Genomic DNA, 15124 nt, shown 5'->3' on the forward strand with positions numbered 1-15124 from the left:
AACCGCATAACGTTACCCGATCCCGGACGCCGCCGGGCATGCGCGGTTCGCGTCACGACGCCGCGGCCGGCATTTCGTCGATGAAACCCGTGACCGACTTCAGGCGGCCCGATGCGTCGACGGTGCCGAAATCCGAACCCTTCACGATCGCCGCGCCGTCGGGCGACACGAGCGCCCACGAGAAGCGCAGGTGCTGGCCGAACCCGTCGACGTCGGTCGTGCGGCGGAAACGGAATGCGGGGAAGCGTTCCTGCACCGCCGCGATCATCGTGTCGATGCCCGCGTGGCCGTCGCCGGCCATCAGCGGATCGCGATAGGCCGCGTCGCTCGCGTAGGTCGCACCGATCAGCGCGCGCCGGCGCGCGGCGTCGGGTTCGTTCCATGCATCGAAATAACGGTCGATCAGGTCGGCGTGAGCGGACTGGACGGTTTGGGCGGTGTTCATGCGAGGCTCCTGGTCTGGATGAAGGGAAGACAGCGCCGCGAACCTGTCGGGTTCGCGTGCCGCTATCGTCGCCGGCCCCGCGCGGGCGGTCGATTACGTTCGAAGTAAGGAAATCGCACCGCCGACGCACGCGCTAGAATCGGCCTGCCTGGTACTCCGGACGTCATCCGCCATGCAGCAAGCCCTCCTGATCGTCGACATCCAGCCGACGTTCGCGCCGCCCGAATGGCTCGTCACCCGCGTGCGCGCGCTTGTCGGACGCCTGCCGACCGTCGCGACGGTCGAGCGTCACGACGAAGCGCGCGTGCCGTTCGAGCGGCAGCTCGGCTGGCGCCCGTCCCGCGACGACGACAGCCTGATCGCCGCCGATCGCGTATTCGTCAAGCACGGCTACGGGCTGCCCGTCGAAGTCGTCGAGCACTTGCGCGCGCTCGCGCCGGAACGCGTGCTCGTCTGCGGCATCCAGACCGACACGTGCGTGCTCGCGGCCGGCTTCGCGCTGTTCGATGCGGGCCTGCATCCGACGCTGCTCGCGGATCTCACGGCCGGTTCGTCGCTCGATCGCAGCGGCGAACTCGGCGTGCGGCTGTGGAAACATCATTTCGGCCGCGTCGAGTACGCGCATACCTTGTTCGACCTGCCGAACGACGACGCGTAGCGCGCCCGCCGCCGCAATGAAAACGGGCGCCCGCATCGTCGGCCGTCGCAACCGTGCTTCAGGTCACCGGCGCCGGATTGAACAGCGTCAGCGCATTCGCGAGCTTCCATTGCTCGGCCCACGTGCGGCGCTTGCCGCTCGCGACATCGAGCATCAGCCGGAACAGCTCCCAGCCCACGTCCTCGATCGACGCCGCGCCGGTCGCGATCTGCCCCGCGTCGAGATCCATCAGGTCGTGCCAGCGGCGCGCGAGATCGCTGCGCGTCGCGACCTTGATCACCGGCACCTGCGCCAGGCCGTACGGCGTGCCGCGGCCGGTCGTGAAAATGTGCAGGTTCATCCCCGCCGCGAGCTGCAGCGTGCCGCAGATGAAGTCGCTCGCGGGCGTCGCCGCGTACAGCAGCCCCTTTTGCCGAGCACGATCGCCGGGGCGCACGACGCCGGCGATCGGCGCGCTGCCCGACTTCACGATCGAGCCCATCGCCTTCTCGACGATGTTCGACAGGCCGCCCTTCTTGTTACCGGGTGTCGTGTTCGCACTGCGGTCGACGCGGCCGCGCTCCAGGTAACGGTCGTACCAGTCCATCTCGCGGATGATCTCGCGGGCGACGTCCTCGTTCGCGGCGCGCGACGTGAGTTGCGCGACGCCGTCGCGCACTTCGGTCACTTCCGAGAACATGATCGTCGCGCCGGCACGCACCAGCAGGTCGGCCGCAAAACCGACCGCCGGGTTCGCGGTCAGCCCCGAGAACGCGTCGCTGCCGCCGCACTGCACGCCGACGATGAGATCCGACGCCGGACAGGTTTCGCGGCGACGGCGGTTCAGCCGCTCCAAGTGCGATTCGGCCATCTTCATGATCGAATCGATCATCGAGTTGAAGCCGACGTGCGCGGCGTCCTGCAGGCACACCACGCCGCCGTTGTCGGTCGCGCCGTCGGCCGTCACCGGAATCGCGCCGGGCGGCAGCAGGCGCTCGGGCTGCAGCTTCTCGCAGCCGAGGCTCACCGTCATCACCTCGCCGCCGAAGTTCGGGTTCAGGCTGATGTTGCGCAGCGTGCGGATCGGAATGTCGGCATCGGGTGCATCGATCGCGACGCCGCAGCCGTACGTGTGCTCGAGCCCGACCACGTCGTCGACGTTCGGGTAACGCGGCAGCAGTTCTTCCTTGATCCGCTTCACCGCATGCTCGACGACGCCGGACACGCACTGCACGGTCGTCGTGATCGCGAGGATGTTGCGCGTGCCGACCGAGCCGTCGGCATTGCGGAAGCCCTCGAACGTATAGCCTTCGAGCGGCGCCAGCGGCGGCGCGGCACGCGTGGCGAGCGGCAGGTTGTCGAGCCCCGGCGGCTCGGGCATGCGCATCGTGCGCTCGTTGACCCAGCTGCCGCGGCGCAGCTGCGTGAGCGCGTAGCCGATCACGACGTTGTAGCGGACGATCGGGTCGCCGGCCGCGAGGTCGGCCAGCGCGACCTTGTGCCCTTGCGGCACGCCTTCGCGCAGCGTCAGGCCGTCGGCGAACGTCGCGCCCTCGGGCAGGCCGCCGTCGTTGACGACGATCGCGACGTTGTCGTCCGGGTGCACGCGGATGTAGAGAGGGGAAGCAATCATCGGAATTCCTGGGAGGCTACCGGTCAAATCGTTAGTCATCATACGACATTCAGCGCCGACCTGGGATGTTGCGTAAACCCTTATTCGGAAAGACCCTAACCCCGGCCCGCCAGCAAACCGCTTGCGTCACCTCTTCCCTCGTTGTACGATGACATACAACGACATCGCCAATACGGCTCGGATGCCGTGCCCGACAAACCAGCACTCGCGCTAGACGGACGACCCAACCATGACTTCACCGCAAGAACTCAAACAAATCATCTCCCACGGCCTGCTGTCGTTTCCGCTGACGGACTTCGACGCAGACGGCAGCTTCCGCCCGACCACCTATGCGGAGCGCCTGGAATGGCTGGCGCCGTACGGCGCGACCGCGCTGTTCGCGGCCGGCGGCACCGGTGAATTCTTCTCGCTCACGCAGCGCGAGTATTCGGACGTGATTCGCGTCGCGACGGAAACCTGCAAGGGCAAGGTGCCGATCCTGGCCGGCGCCGGCGGCGCGACGCGCGTCGCGATCGAATATGCGCAGGAAGCCGAGCGCCTCGGCGCGAGCGGCGTGCTGCTGATGCCGCACTACCTGACCGAAGCCAGCCAGGAAGGCATCGCCGAACACGTCGAGCAGGTGTGCCGCGCGCTGAAGATCGGCGTCGTGGTGTACAACCGCGCGAATTCGAAGCTGAACGCCGACATGCTCGAGCGCCTCGCCGATCGTTGCCCGAACCTGATCGGCTTCAAGGACGGCGTCGGCGAAATCGAGAGCATGGTGACGATCCGCCGCCGTCTCGGCGACCGCTTCGCGTACCTCGGCGGCCTGCCGACGGCCGAAGTCTACGCAGCCGCGTACAAGGCGCTCGGCGTGCCGGTGTACTCGTCGGCCGTGTTCAACTTCATCCCGAAGACGGCGATGGAATTCTACGAAGCGATCGCGAAGGACGACCACGCAACGGTCGGCCGCCTGATCGACGAGTTCTTCCTGCCGTACCTGCAGATCCGCAACCGTCGCGCGGGCTACGCGGTCAGCATCGTGAAGGCGGGCGCGAAGCTCGTCGGCCACGACGCGGGCCCGGTGCGCGCGCCGCTCGTCGACCTCAACGACGCCGAAGTCGCCGAACTGGACGTGCTGATCAAGAAGATGGGCCCGCAGTAAGCGGGTAAGGCCGGCGCGGTGCGCTCAGCGGCACCGCGGCCGGCTTGTCGTCAGTGTTGCGTCGCGGCCGGCTCTTGCCGGCCGCGGTCGTTTGCAGCGGCAGCAACCGCTGCACCCGCCGCGAACGCGTGCCGTAACATCTGCGCGATGACGCCGATGATCCGGTGACGCACGTTGCCGAGCTTGATCCGGGTCGTCTCGATCTGTCCCTGCGCGTCCGAACGCACGCGTGCGTTCGACTCGCCGCCGAGAATCTGCCCCAGCACGTCGCGGTCGACGACCGCATCGAAGAACCGGCCGACCGTGATCGTCGCCGACTGCTTCGCGGTCAGCAGCGCGCTGTTGGCCTGCATCAGCGCGTCGGTACGCAGGTTCTGGTCGCGTTCGTCGATGCCGCGGCGCTGCTCGAGCGCGAACACCAGTGCTTCCATGTCCTGCCTGAAACGGCGCACGGCAAGGCCGAACATGAGCGAATGCGCATCGGAGCCGGTCACGGGCCGCCCCTGGTTGATGGTCACGTCGAATTCGCTGCCGCCCAGGTCGCGCTGGAATTCCAGCAGCGCATTCGCGAGCACGCGCCCTTCGCTGTACTGGCCGATGCGGCTGCGCACGGAATGCGCGACGTCGCCGATCGCCTTCCACAGTCCGGCGGCGAACAGGTGGTCGCCGCGCTTGCTGATGTTCATCGGATGGTTCCTTGTTGGTCTTGTGTCGGTCTCTCAGGCTCGCCAGCGGGCCGGACGGCCCGCAGCCCCGCTACTGTAGGAGAAATTCAGGCGACGCGGAAGGTGGGGGCCGGCTCGCCGCGGCAACACATCATCTGATGCGACAATTGACACGTCGACTTACTCGCGAGCCGTACATGCGCACCACCTTATCCCTCGACGACGCACTGCTCGCCAAAGCGCAGCAATTAACCGGCGTCACCGAAAAATCGGCGCTGGTGAGAGAAGCGCTGCGCGCTTTGATCGCGCGCGAAAGCGCACGACGACGTGCCCGCCTCGTCGGCACCGAGCCAGATCTTGAATCCGTTCCACGCCGGCCGTCAGAGCCCGCATGATTCTTGTCGACACTTCAGATCGCGCAACCCCGCGGCACGAAACCCCGCCATAAATGAAAACGGCGGACGCGCCCGTGGGCACCGTCCGCCGCCATCCATCAACGTACCGAATCGCGCCCCTCCCGGGACGCGGCCTTCAGTCGGTCACGTTCAGCACCCTCACTCCGCCTTGCCGTCCCGCAACCGCGGAATCGCGAGCGGATTGCTTTCCTGCAGCCCCTCGGGCAGCAGATCGTCCGGGAAGTCCTGGTAGCACACGGGCCGCAGGAAACGCTCGATCGCGGTCGCGCCGACCGACGTGACGGCCGGATTCGACGTCGCCGGGAACGGCCCGCCGTGCACCATCGCGTCGCACACCTCGACGCCGGTCGGATAGCCGTTGACGAGCAGACGCCCCGCCTTGCGTTCGAGGATCGGCAGCAGGCGGCGCGCGAGCGGCTTGTCGTCGGCGTCCATCTGCAGCGTGGCGGTCAGCTGGCCCTCCAGCGCGTCGAGCACGTGCGCGACTTCGTCGAGATCGCGGCAGCGCACGATCAGCGATGCCGGCCCGAACACCTCGTGGCTGAATGCCGGCTCCGCCAGGAACGCCTGCGCGGCGACTTCGTACAGCGCGCCGCCCGCCTGGCATTCGGTCTGCGCCGTCTCGCCCGCGCCGATTTCACGCACGCCCGGCAATTCGGCCAGCTTGCCGCGACCGTTGCGATACGCGTCCGCGATGCCGCGCGTCAGCATCACGCCGGCCGGCTTCTTCGCGAGCGCCTGCGCGGCGACCGACTCGAAGCGGTCGAGATCGGGACCGTCGATCGCCAGCACAAGGCCCGGGTTCGTACAGAACTGGCCGACCCCGAGCGTCAGCGAATCGACGAAGCCGGTCGCGATCGCGTCGCCGCGCGCGGCCAGCGCGGCCGGGAACAGCACGACCGGATTGATGCTGCTCATTTCCGCATAGACGGGAATCGGCTGCGGACGCGCGTTCGCGAGCTGCACGAGCGCCATGCCGCCCTGCCGCGACCCGGTGAAGCCGACGGCCTGGATCGCCGGATGACTGACGAGCGCCGCGCCGGTCACGCGGCCCGGGCCGACCAGCAGCGAGAACACGCCGGCCGGCATCCCGCATTTCGCCACCGCCGCGCGGATCGCGCGACCGACCAGCTCGGACGTGCCGAGGTGCGCCTCATGGGCCTTCACGATTACCGGACAGCCGGCCGCCAGTGCCGACGCGGTATCGCCGCCGGCCACGGAGAACGCGAGCGGGAAGTTGCTCGCGCCGAACACGACGACGGGCCCGAGCCCGACCTTCTGCAGCCGCAGGTCCGAACGCGGCAGCGGCGTGCGCTCGGGCTGCGCGGGATCGATCGACGCGGCGAGGAAACGCCCGTCGCGCACGACGCGCGCGAACAAGCGGAGCTGGCCGACGGTGCGGCCGCGCTCGCCCTGCAGCCGTGCGACGGGCAGGCCCGTTTCGGCGTGCGCGCGTTCAATCAGCGCGTCGCCGAGCGCGACGATTTCGTCGGCGATCGCTTCGAGAAACGCCGCGCGGGCCGCGAGCGGCTGTGCGCGGTACGCGTCGAAGGCGTCGCGCGCGAGTTCGCACGCGCGCTCGACGTCGGCCTGCGTCGCGACGCCGAAGGCCGGCGCATCGATCGGCGCGCCCTTCGACGGGTCGAACGCGTGCAAGGTACCGGCCGAGCCGGCCACCGCTTCGGCGCCGATCAGCATCTCTCCAGTCAATTGCATGGGGTGTGCTCCGTGGTTCGGGAATGATTCGGTTATTGTAGCTCAACAGATATGATGTCTGCCGACGACATTTCGATATTTGCGCCGCGCATCGGCAGCGCGGTCCCGTGCGTCAAATCCTTATCCATCCGGCTCAAGCACGAATTTCTGACCCTTTCGCGTCACCCCGCAAAGGGAAAACCCGAGGTTTCTGCATGGCGACGTTGCTCATAAACTGCCGGTCATGTCATACGACGACGTACCTTAACGTGCCCAACAATCAGACCACCCCTCGCGATCTTCCGATCGATCTCGCCGGCAGCGCGCGCCGGACCGCCGTGCGCTACTGGATCCTGGCGATGCTGTTCGTCGTCACGACGCTCAATTATGCGGACCGCGCGACGCTGTCGATCACCGGCACGCCGATCCGCAAGGCCTTCGGCATCGATCCGGTGACGATGGGCTACATCTTCTCGGCGTTCAGCTGGGCGTACGTGCTCGCGCAGTTGCCGAGCGGCTGGCTGCTCGACCGCTTCGGCGCGCGCCGCGTGTATGCGGCGAGCATCTTCCTGTGGTCGGCGTTCACGCTGCTGCAAAGCACGATCGGCCTCGGCGGCAGCGCCGCCTTCGCAGTGACCGCGCTGTTCGTGATGCGCTTCGCGGTCGGCATCGCCGAGGCACCCGCGTTTCCCGCGAACGCGAAGGTCGTCGCAAGCTGGTTCCCGACCGCCGAGCGCGGTACGGCGTCGGCCATCTTCAACGCCGCGCAGTATTTCGCGGCGGTAGTGTTCTCGCCGCTGATGGCGTGGCTCACGCATGCGTACGGCTGGCACCACGTGTACCTGTGGCTCGGCCTCGCCGGCATCGCGCTCGCCTTCCTGTGGCTACGCGTGATGAAGGACCCGGTCGACCATCCGGCGGTGAACCGCGCGGAACTCGAGCATATCGAGCAGGGCGGCGGCCTCGTGCGCGCGACGGCGCGGCCGAACGCGGCGCGCGGTAGCGGCGCGGCGTCCTCGGCGTCTGAAGGCAGCCGCGTCGCGGGCTGGTACTACGTGCGCCAGCTGCTGTCGAACCGGATGCTGCTCGGCGTCTATCTCGGCCAGTACTGCGTGAACGTGCTCACCTACTTCTTCCTCACGTGGTTCCCGATCTACCTCGTGCAGGCGCGCGGCATGTCGCTGCTGAAGGCCGGCTTCATGACGTCGCTGCCGGCGATCTGCGGGTTCCTCGGCGGTGTGCTCGGCGGGATGCTGTCGGACCTGCTGATCCGTCGCGGCGTGTCGCTGACGCTCGCGCGCAAGATCCCGATCGTCAGCGGGATGCTGCTGTCGATGGTCATCATCGGCTGCAACTACGTCGACAGCGAAGTGCTGGTGATCGTGCTGATGGCGGTGTCGTTCTTCGGCAAGGGAATCGGGTCGCTCGGCTGGGCCGTCGTCGCGGATACCGCGCCGAAGGAGGCGATCGGCCTGTCGGGCAGCCTGTTCAACATGTTCGGCAACACGGCCGGCATCGTCGCGCCGATCGCGATCGGCTACCTGGTCGGCGCGAGCGGCTCGTTCAACGGCGCGCTCGTGTTCGTCGGGCTGAACGCGCTCGTCACGGTGTTCAGCTATCTGGTGATCGTGAAGGACATCAAGCGCGTCGAGCTGCGTCATCGCGACGCGTGAGCTTCGGCGGGCATGAAAGGAAGATGACGGCGGCCGCGTGCGAACGGCCGCCGTTTTTGCATCAGGCCGCCGAATGCGCGACGCGCAGCATGTCGTGCACGCCGGACGTCATCAGCGCGAGAAACGCGAGCAGGCCGATGTAGCAGAGCGCGTAGGTCGCCTTCGTCTCGATCGACGTCGCGTAGTACGCGCGGTTCTCCGGCGCGGCGGGATCGTAGCGCCACGCGCGCTTCAGCTGCGGCAGCGCGAGGATCGCCATCACGATCAACAGCGGGCTCGGCCGATACACGAACAGCGCGATCAGCACGGGCACGCCCGCGAACCAGATACGCGGCGACAGCACCGCGGTGATGCGCCCGCCGTCGAACGGCGACAGCGGAATCATGTTGAACAGGTTCAGGAAGAAGCCCGTGTACGACAGCGCGAGCAGCAGGTTGCTGTCGTAGTGGCGCGCGGCCGCGTAGCAGGCCAGCGCGCCGAGCGTGCCGACGAACGGCCCGGCCAGCCCGACGTACGCCTCGGTTTCGGCATCGTGCGGCATCTCCTTCAACTGGATCCACGCGCCGACGAACGGAATGAACGTCGGCAGCCCGACGTCGAGCCCGCGCCGCTGCGCGGCCACGTAGTGGCCGGCCTCGTGCACGAACAGCAGCGCGACGAAGCCGGCCGCGAAGCGCCAGCCGTAGAACAGCGCGTAGACCGCGATCGACGCCAGCATGGTGCCCGCCGACATGAGCACCTTGCCGAGCTTCAGGCCGCCGAAGATCAGCAGCAGCAGCTTCGTCATTCCTTGCGCTCCATCTCCGGCGCGCCGGACGCATCGGCGATGACCGGTACCGCGGCTGCCTTCGGCTTGCGGCCGAAGAAGCGCTTCAGCGCCGCACCGCCCGCCAGCAGCGCGATTGCGCCGATCTTGAAGAACTTCAGCGCGAACGCGCCGATCAGCGCGAGCAGGCCGAGCTTCTTCGCGCCGACGCCGACGATCAACGCCGCGAGACCGTACTCGGCGACGTGGTCGGTCGACTTGTTGAAATCGGCATAGCGCTTGCCGTCGTTGAAGCGGATGTTCGCGAGCAGGTCGTCGGCCGAGGCCTTGTACGTCGGCAGATCGGCGAGCCTCGACACCATCGTCAGCGACAGGTAGCCGTCGCGGCCGAGCACGAGCGTCCGATAGTTCACGCCTTCGTTCTCCGCGTTCGCGGGCGCGCCCTTGTGGCGGAGGATCGCGGACCACACGAGCCGGTGCGTGGCCGCGTCGTATGCGGGCGCCCGCGCCCAGCCGACCACCTCGTTTTCGGGCAACCCGCGCTCCTTGCGCCCCGGGTTGTCTTTCTCGGTGCCGGCCTGCAGGCTCTTCAGCAATTCGTCGGGTTTCCAGTCCTTCGCGTCGTCGTCGCGGATATAGCCGCTCGGCTCGAACGACACGACAGAAAGCCAGTCGGCGTCCGAACCCTCGGGCAGCACGAGGCCGACCAGCTTCGATTCGTCGACCGAGTTGCCCATCGAGCGCAGGTAGCGGCCGGCTTCGGCGGCCGGCACGAACGATTCGCCCGCCTTCAGCTTCAGCACGGCTTCGTGCTTGACGTCGATATCGGCCGGCCCGCTGACGACGGCCTTGTTGGCGGCCGCGGCGGCAGCCCTCATTTCGACCTGCGCGGCTTCGGTTTGCGCGTGGCCGCTGGTCGCGGCGAATGCGAGCATCGCCACGCAGGCAACGCGGACAGCGAGTTTTTTCATTGTTGGATTCCCCTGGACTGCCTTGTTGTGAATGTGCACGGCGTCCGGCCCGAGCGTTGTGGTCGCGGGTCCGGCGCCGCCTCTCCGGTGGCACGGAGGCTATGGTAACGCAGCGTCGCGGCGCGTCAGGGAACGAAATGCGGGGGCGGAAGAGAGCCTCGGGCCGCAGCCGGCGGAAGCGGCGACGCACGCCGGTCGGGAATGCTTACCTGTCGGGTAATGCCCGGCGCGTGCCGGATTGCCTATCATCTTCACCATGAACTCGACCGCCGCCCTCCATTCGCTCCCCCCGTCCGCCGGCCACGCGTCCGGCATCGGCCCGCTGCTGCGCACCTGGCGTCAACGCCGGCGCCTGAGCCAGATGGCGCTCGCGCTCGAGGCGGAGGTGTCCGCGCGACACCTGAGCTTCGTCGAATCGGGCCGCGCGCAGCCGAGCCGCGACATGGTGCTGCATCTCGCGGAGCGCCTCGACGTGCCGCTGCGCGAGCGCAATGCGCTGCTCGTCGCGGCCGGCTATGCGCCGCTGTTTCGCGAGCGGCCGTTCTCCGATCCGCAGCTCGATGCGGCGCGCCACGCGGTCGAGGCCGTGCTGCGCGGCCACGAGCCCTACCCGGCACTCGCGGTGGATCGCCACTGGACGCTGCTCGCCGCGAACCGGATGCTCGGCGCGCTGGTCGCGCAGGCCGATCCGGCGCTGCTGCAGCCGCCCGTCAACGTGCTGCGCCTGAGCCTGCATCCGGACGGCCTCGCGTCGCAGATCGTCAACTGGCACGAATGGCGCGCGCATATCCTGCACCGGCTGCAACGGCAGATCGACGCGAGCGGCGACCGCGCGCTGCATGCGCTGCGCGACGAACTGGCCGCCTATCCGGCGCCGGCCGGCCAGCGCGACGACACGCATGCACGCACCGACTACGCGGACATCGCGGTGCCGCTGCGGCTGCGCACGGCGGCCGGCGAGCTGACGTTCTTCAGCACGACGACGGTGTTCGGCACGCCGGTCGACGTCACGCTGTCGGAGCTCGCGATCGAGGCTTTTTTTCCGGCGAATCCGGAGACGGTGGATGCGATGCGGGCACTGGCGGAGAAGTTGCCGGTGCAGTGACGCGATGGCTGACCGCCGTCACGTATAAAGCGACGCCTGCGGCAACGCTCCCGTCAGCGCAAACCGGCCGACGTCGCGCAGCCGATAGTCGAGCGGATCGTGCAGCGTATGCGTGCGCGCGTTGCGCCAGAAGCGGTCGAGGCCGAGCGACGCGGCCGTCGCGCGTGCGCCGCACGCATCGAACAGCGCCTCGCCGTTGTCGAGCGCCGCGCGCTGCGCGACGATCTTCGCCTCCGACACGGCGAGCGCCACTTCGGCACGCTGGTCGGCCGTCAGCGCGTCGCGTCGCGCCCATGCGCGCTGCAACTCGAGCGCCGCGCGGTCGGCCAGCGATGCCGCCGCCACCGCCCGCACGCGCATGTCGCCGAAGCGCTGCAGCGTATAAGGATCGTCGCTCGCCTGCGCGACGCCCGAATGTATCCACGGCCGGCCATGCTTCAGCACGTAGTCGCGCGCCTCGGCGAGCGCGCCTTCGGCAAGCCCGACGAACAGGTTCGTCAGCACCAGCTGCGACACCAGCGTGCGCAGCGTCGCGCGCGGCGTCGGCGGCGTTTCGGACCGGTGCAAGACGTCGTCCGCCGCGAGCGTCACGCCGTCGAAGCGCACGCTGCCGCTGTCGGTCTGACGCTGGCCGATCGGATCCCAGTCCTCGTTGACCGTGATCCCGTCGCGATCGGTCGGCACCACGCCGAACACGGTGCGGCCCGTTTCCGGATCGTGCGCGGACACGGTCATCCGCTGCGAGCCGCGCGTACCCGAGCAGAAGCCCTTCACGCCGTCGAGCCGGTAGCCGCCGTCCGGCGTCGCGATCGCCACCAGCCGCGTGTCGAGCGGGTTGACCGCATTGCCCCACCACCAGCGATGCTCGACCGTGCCGCGCAGATAGCGCTCCCGCTGTGCCGCGCTGCCCCACACGTCGACGCTCACGATCTGCAGGATCTGGAACCCGACCAGATGCGCGAGCGCGCTGTCGACGCGCGCAATCTGCCGGATCGTGTCGTAGATCGCCGGCCAAGCGGCTTCCTGTCCGCCGAATTCGCGCGGCACCGCGAGCGTCAGCAGGCCGGCGTCGGCGAGCCACCGCTTCTCGTCGGCCGCATGACCGCCCGCGCGGTCGCGCGCGGCCGCCGTCGCACGTAGCGAGTCGATCGCGCGCGCCAGCGCATCGGCGTCGATCGCGCGTGCATCGGGATCCGGCGCAAACGTCGCCGGGCCGCGGAGATCGTTCATGCGACCGCTTCCCGTGCAAGGGGTTCGTGCGCCACGACTTCGCCGGACAGCGGCACCAGCGCGCCGAGCCGGCGGCCGGTCAGCCGCGACAGGATCTCGCGCCGCCAGTCGTCGTAGATCGCGCGGTATTCGGCGATATCCGCACCGAACACATGCGCGGTATGCGCGTACTCGTCATGCAGATACCCGTCGAGCCGCGCCTGCGTTTCCTCGTCGGCCGCGATCACGCGGTCGATCAGCGCATCGCGCTCGGCGGCCGGCAGCGCCTTCAACGTGTCGAACCACCACTGGACGATCTGCACGCGATGCCACTCCTCGTCCGGGCGAATCCGGTTTTCGCCGTGCTCGCGCATCGCGCCATCCGCGATGCCGCCGGTCTTGCGCTGGATCCACAGCTTCGCGAGGATGTGCAGCTCGTAATGCCATTCGAACGCAAGGAAGCCCGCGACGTCGCGCACTGCGATATCGCCGATGCGCGCCCAGTGCGCGGCGACGAGCCGCTCGACTTCCGGCAGCGGATCGCGACCCGTCAGTTCGGTCACGCGCTCGCGGCCGATCACCGCGTGCGCGCCGTCGTCGCCGAGCTGGCGCGACAGGATCAGCTGGAAATGCGGATTGTCGCGGAACAGCGTGTCGATCGCCTTCGCGACGACCTGCACGATGAACAGGTCGTGCGACGCCATCTTCGTGTAGTAGTCGGCGACGGCGGCCAGCTCGTCTTCGCTGCGCGGCTCGCGCGGCGGCGTCGCGAGCTTGTCGGGAAAGCCGGGACGATGGCGTCGCGCGACGTCCAGGAACAGCGCTTCCTCGAATTGTCCGTTCCATTCGCGCGGTGCGCCGATGGGCAAGGTCATGGGTATCGTTCTCTCAGGGTCTGGAAAAATGAAATGAGCCGCGCTCGTGGCGCCGCTCAGGTACGCCGGGTCACGTGTCGGACCAGGCGGTCGCCCGTGATCTGCACGGCCGATACGAGTGCGATCAGGATCACGATCACGGTCGCCATCACGGTGGTGTCGAAACGCTGGTAACCGTAGCGGATCGCGAGGTCGCCGAGCCCGCCCGCGCCGACGGCGCCCGCCATCGCGGTCGAGCCGATCAGCGCGACGACGGTGATGGTGAAGCCGCCGAGCATGCCGGGCAGCGCCTCGGGCAGCAGCACGTGCCACACGATGTGGCGGCGTTTCGCGCCCATCGCGAGCGCGGCCTCGATCAGCCCGCGATCGACTTCGCGCAGGCTCACTTCGGCAATTCGCGCGAAGAATGGAATCGCGGCGATCGACAAGGGCACGACCGCCGCCCAGACGCCGATCGTCGTGCCGATCAGCACGCGCGTGAACGGCAGCAGCGCGACGAGCAGGATGATGAACGGCGTCGAGCGGAACACGTTGACGAGCGCGCCGAGCACGGCGTTCACGCCGCGCCGCTCGTAGATGCCGCCGGGCGCGGTCGTCACGAGGATCACCGCGAGCGGGATGCCGATCAGCGCGGCGACGGCGGCCGACGCGGCGACCATCGACAGCGTGTCGCGGATCGCGTCGAGCAGTTCGGGCCACCAGAGTTCAAACATAGCCGAGCACCTCTGCATGGTTCGCATGGCGGCGCGCGCGCTCCAGCAACGCGGCGACCGCGCCGCCGTGTGCAAGCGACTGCCCGGGCGACGCGGCGATCACGAGGCGCCCCTGCGCATGCCCCTGGATCCGCTCGATCCCGCCATGCAGGAAACGCACCGAGCCGCCGAGCGCCGCCGCGAGCGCGCCGACGTCCGGCTCGCCGCCGCTTTCGCCCGTATAACGGACGTCGAGCACGACCTGCGCGCCGTCCGGCAGCGCAGCCTGCTCGGGCAACGGCTGCACGCGCGCGGCCAGTTCGGCCGGCAGGTCATGCACGAGCGTGCTGAGCAGCGCGCGCGTCGCGCCGTGGCGCGGATCGCCGAACACGCGCCATACCGGGCCCGTTTCGACGACCTCGCCCTGCTCGATCACCGCGACCGTGTCGCACACCGCGCGGATCACTTCCATCTCGTGCGTGATCAGCACGATCGTCAGCCCGAGGCGGCGATTGATGTCGGCGAGCAGCGCGAGGATCGACTGCGTCGTCTCGGGATCGAGCGCCGACGTCGCCTCGTCGCACAGCAGCACCTCCGGATCGTGCACCAGCGCCCGCGCGATGCCGACGCGCTGCTTCTGGCCGCCTGACAGGCTCGCCGGATACGCGTCGCGCTTCGCGGCGAGCCCGACGAGATCGAGCAATGCATCGACCTTGCGCGTGCGCTCGGCCTGCGGCACGCCGGCGATCTTCAGCGGCAGCGCGACGTTCTCGAACACCGTCTTCGCCGACAGCAGGTTGAAATGCTGGAACACCATCCCGGTGCGGCGGCGCAACGCGACGAGACCGTCCTCGTCGAGCGTGCCGACGTCGACGCCCTGCACGCGCACGCTGCCCGAACTCGGACGTTCGAGGCCGTTCACGAGCCGCAGCAGCGTCGACTTGCCGGCGCCGCTGCGGCCGATGATCCCGAACACTTCGCCGCGCCGCACGTCGAGCGTCACGTCGCGCAGCGCGGCGGCGTGGCCGCGCGGCGTCGCGAACACCTTGCCGACGTGGACGAGCGACACGGCAGCGACCTCAGCCCGCCTGGCCGCTTCCTGATGCGCGCCATGCGCGTCGCGTGCCGCTGCCCCGGCCCGCACGGCCGATGTCTCGAGGAAACCCAGCGTATCGAACAGTTGCGTCATCGCTTCGCT

At 68.7% G+C, this 15124-nt stretch carries 14 protein-coding genes and 1 pseudogene; 5 read left to right on the forward strand and 10 right to left on the reverse strand.

Going from position 1 to position 15124, the window contains the following annotated elements:
• Positions 1-52: 52 nt before the first annotated feature.
• Entirely contained in the window at positions 53-445 is a 393-nt protein-coding gene (locus tag F3J14_RS00100; RefSeq protein ID WP_166721219.1) for a nuclear transport factor 2 family protein, read from the reverse strand.
• Between the two features lie 172 nt (positions 446-617).
• On the opposite strand from F3J14_RS00100, the gene F3J14_RS00105 reads away from it, so the two are divergent.
• Positions 618-1103 (forward strand): isochorismatase family protein, encoded by a 486-nt coding sequence (locus F3J14_RS00105; RefSeq protein WP_166721220.1) that lies wholly within the window; start codon positions 618-620, stop codon positions 1101-1103.
• A 58-nt stretch (positions 1104-1161) separates the two neighbouring features.
• Here F3J14_RS00105 and garD read toward each other — a convergent pair whose 3' ends face one another.
• A complete protein-coding gene (gene garD, locus F3J14_RS00110) occupies positions 1162-2715 on the reverse strand; it encodes a galactarate dehydratase (RefSeq protein WP_166721221.1) in 1554 nt (517 codons plus the stop codon).
• Between the two features lie 229 nt (positions 2716-2944).
• Between garD and kdgD the strand changes: the two genes are divergently transcribed.
• Positions 2945-3859 carry a 5-dehydro-4-deoxyglucarate dehydratase gene (kdgD, locus tag F3J14_RS00115; protein ID WP_006752326.1) on the forward strand — a complete coding sequence of 305 codons (915 nt, stop codon included), beginning with the start codon at positions 2945-2947 and terminating at the stop codon, positions 3857-3859.
• A 137-nt stretch (positions 3860-3996) separates the two neighbouring features.
• Here kdgD and F3J14_RS00120 read toward each other — a convergent pair.
• Positions 3997-4545: pseudogene (locus tag F3J14_RS00120) on the reverse strand (hypothetical protein); the annotation flags it as partial.
• Positions 4546-4721: 176 nt separating this feature from the next.
• On the opposite strand from F3J14_RS00120, the gene F3J14_RS00125 reads away from it, so the two are divergent.
• On the forward strand, positions 4722-4919 hold the full coding sequence (locus F3J14_RS00125) for a type II toxin-antitoxin system VapB family antitoxin (RefSeq protein ID WP_166721222.1): 198 nt from the start codon (positions 4722-4724) through the stop codon (positions 4917-4919).
• A 159-nt stretch (positions 4920-5078) separates the two neighbouring features.
• Here the strand turns inward: F3J14_RS00125 and F3J14_RS00130 are convergent, their stop codons facing one another.
• Positions 5079-6656: an aldehyde dehydrogenase (NADP(+)) gene (locus F3J14_RS00130; protein WP_166721223.1), complete on the reverse strand. Its 1578-nt coding sequence runs from the start codon at positions 6654-6656 to the stop codon at positions 5079-5081.
• Between the two features lie 194 nt (positions 6657-6850).
• Here F3J14_RS00130 and F3J14_RS00135 point away from each other — a divergent pair, with 194 nt between their 5' ends.
• Positions 6851-8308, forward strand: a complete 1458-nt coding sequence (locus F3J14_RS00135) for an MFS transporter (RefSeq protein WP_247682082.1) — start codon at positions 6851-6853, stop codon at positions 8306-8308.
• A gap of 61 nt (positions 8309-8369) precedes the next feature.
• On the opposite strand, the gene F3J14_RS00140 is transcribed toward F3J14_RS00135, so the two are convergent.
• Together F3J14_RS00140 and F3J14_RS00145 are read right to left on the reverse strand one after the other, a co-directional pair.
• Positions 8370-9095, reverse strand: a complete 726-nt coding sequence (locus tag F3J14_RS00140; RefSeq protein WP_166721224.1) for a site-2 protease family protein — start codon at positions 9093-9095, stop codon at positions 8370-8372.
• The gene (locus F3J14_RS00145) at positions 9092-10045 is read right to left on the reverse strand and encodes a DUF2167 domain-containing protein (RefSeq protein ID WP_166721225.1); all 954 of its coding nucleotides are present in this window, start codon (positions 10043-10045) and stop codon (positions 9092-9094) included. Before F3J14_RS00145 ends, F3J14_RS00140 begins: the two co-directional genes overlap by 4 nt.
• 256 nt (positions 10046-10301) lie before the next feature.
• Here F3J14_RS00145 and F3J14_RS00150 point away from each other — a divergent pair, with 256 nt between their 5' ends.
• On the forward strand, positions 10302-11150 hold the full coding sequence (locus F3J14_RS00150) for a helix-turn-helix transcriptional regulator (protein ID WP_166721226.1): 849 nt from the start codon (positions 10302-10304) through the stop codon (positions 11148-11150).
• A gap of 18 nt (positions 11151-11168) precedes the next feature.
• Here F3J14_RS00150 and F3J14_RS00155 read toward each other — a convergent pair whose 3' ends face one another.
• Genes F3J14_RS00155 through F3J14_RS00170 form a run of 4 tightly spaced genes read right to left on the reverse strand, consistent with a single transcriptional unit; the run spans position 11169 to position 15115 of the window.
• Complete coding sequence (locus F3J14_RS00155; RefSeq protein WP_166721227.1) at positions 11169-12380, reverse strand: acyl-CoA dehydrogenase family protein; 1212 nt, start codon at positions 12378-12380, stop codon at positions 11169-11171.
• A complete protein-coding gene (locus F3J14_RS00160; protein WP_166721228.1) occupies positions 12377-13234 on the reverse strand; it encodes a hypothetical protein in 858 nt (285 codons plus the stop codon). Before F3J14_RS00160 ends, F3J14_RS00155 begins: the two co-directional genes overlap by 4 nt.
• Before the next feature lie 56 nt (positions 13235-13290).
• Positions 13291-13947 (reverse strand): methionine ABC transporter permease, encoded by a 657-nt coding sequence (locus F3J14_RS00165; protein ID WP_006752338.1) that lies wholly within the window; start codon positions 13945-13947, stop codon positions 13291-13293.
• Positions 13940-15115, reverse strand: a complete 1176-nt coding sequence (locus F3J14_RS00170; RefSeq protein WP_166721229.1) for an ATP-binding cassette domain-containing protein — start codon at positions 15113-15115, stop codon at positions 13940-13942. Before F3J14_RS00170 ends, F3J14_RS00165 begins: the two co-directional genes overlap by 8 nt.
• Positions 15116-15124 lie beyond the last annotated feature (9 nt).

The organism is Burkholderia sp. Tr-862 (genome assembly GCF_011753085.1).
In the GTDB taxonomy this organism is placed as follows: domain Bacteria; phylum Pseudomonadota; class Gammaproteobacteria; order Burkholderiales; family Burkholderiaceae; genus Burkholderia; species Burkholderia ambifaria.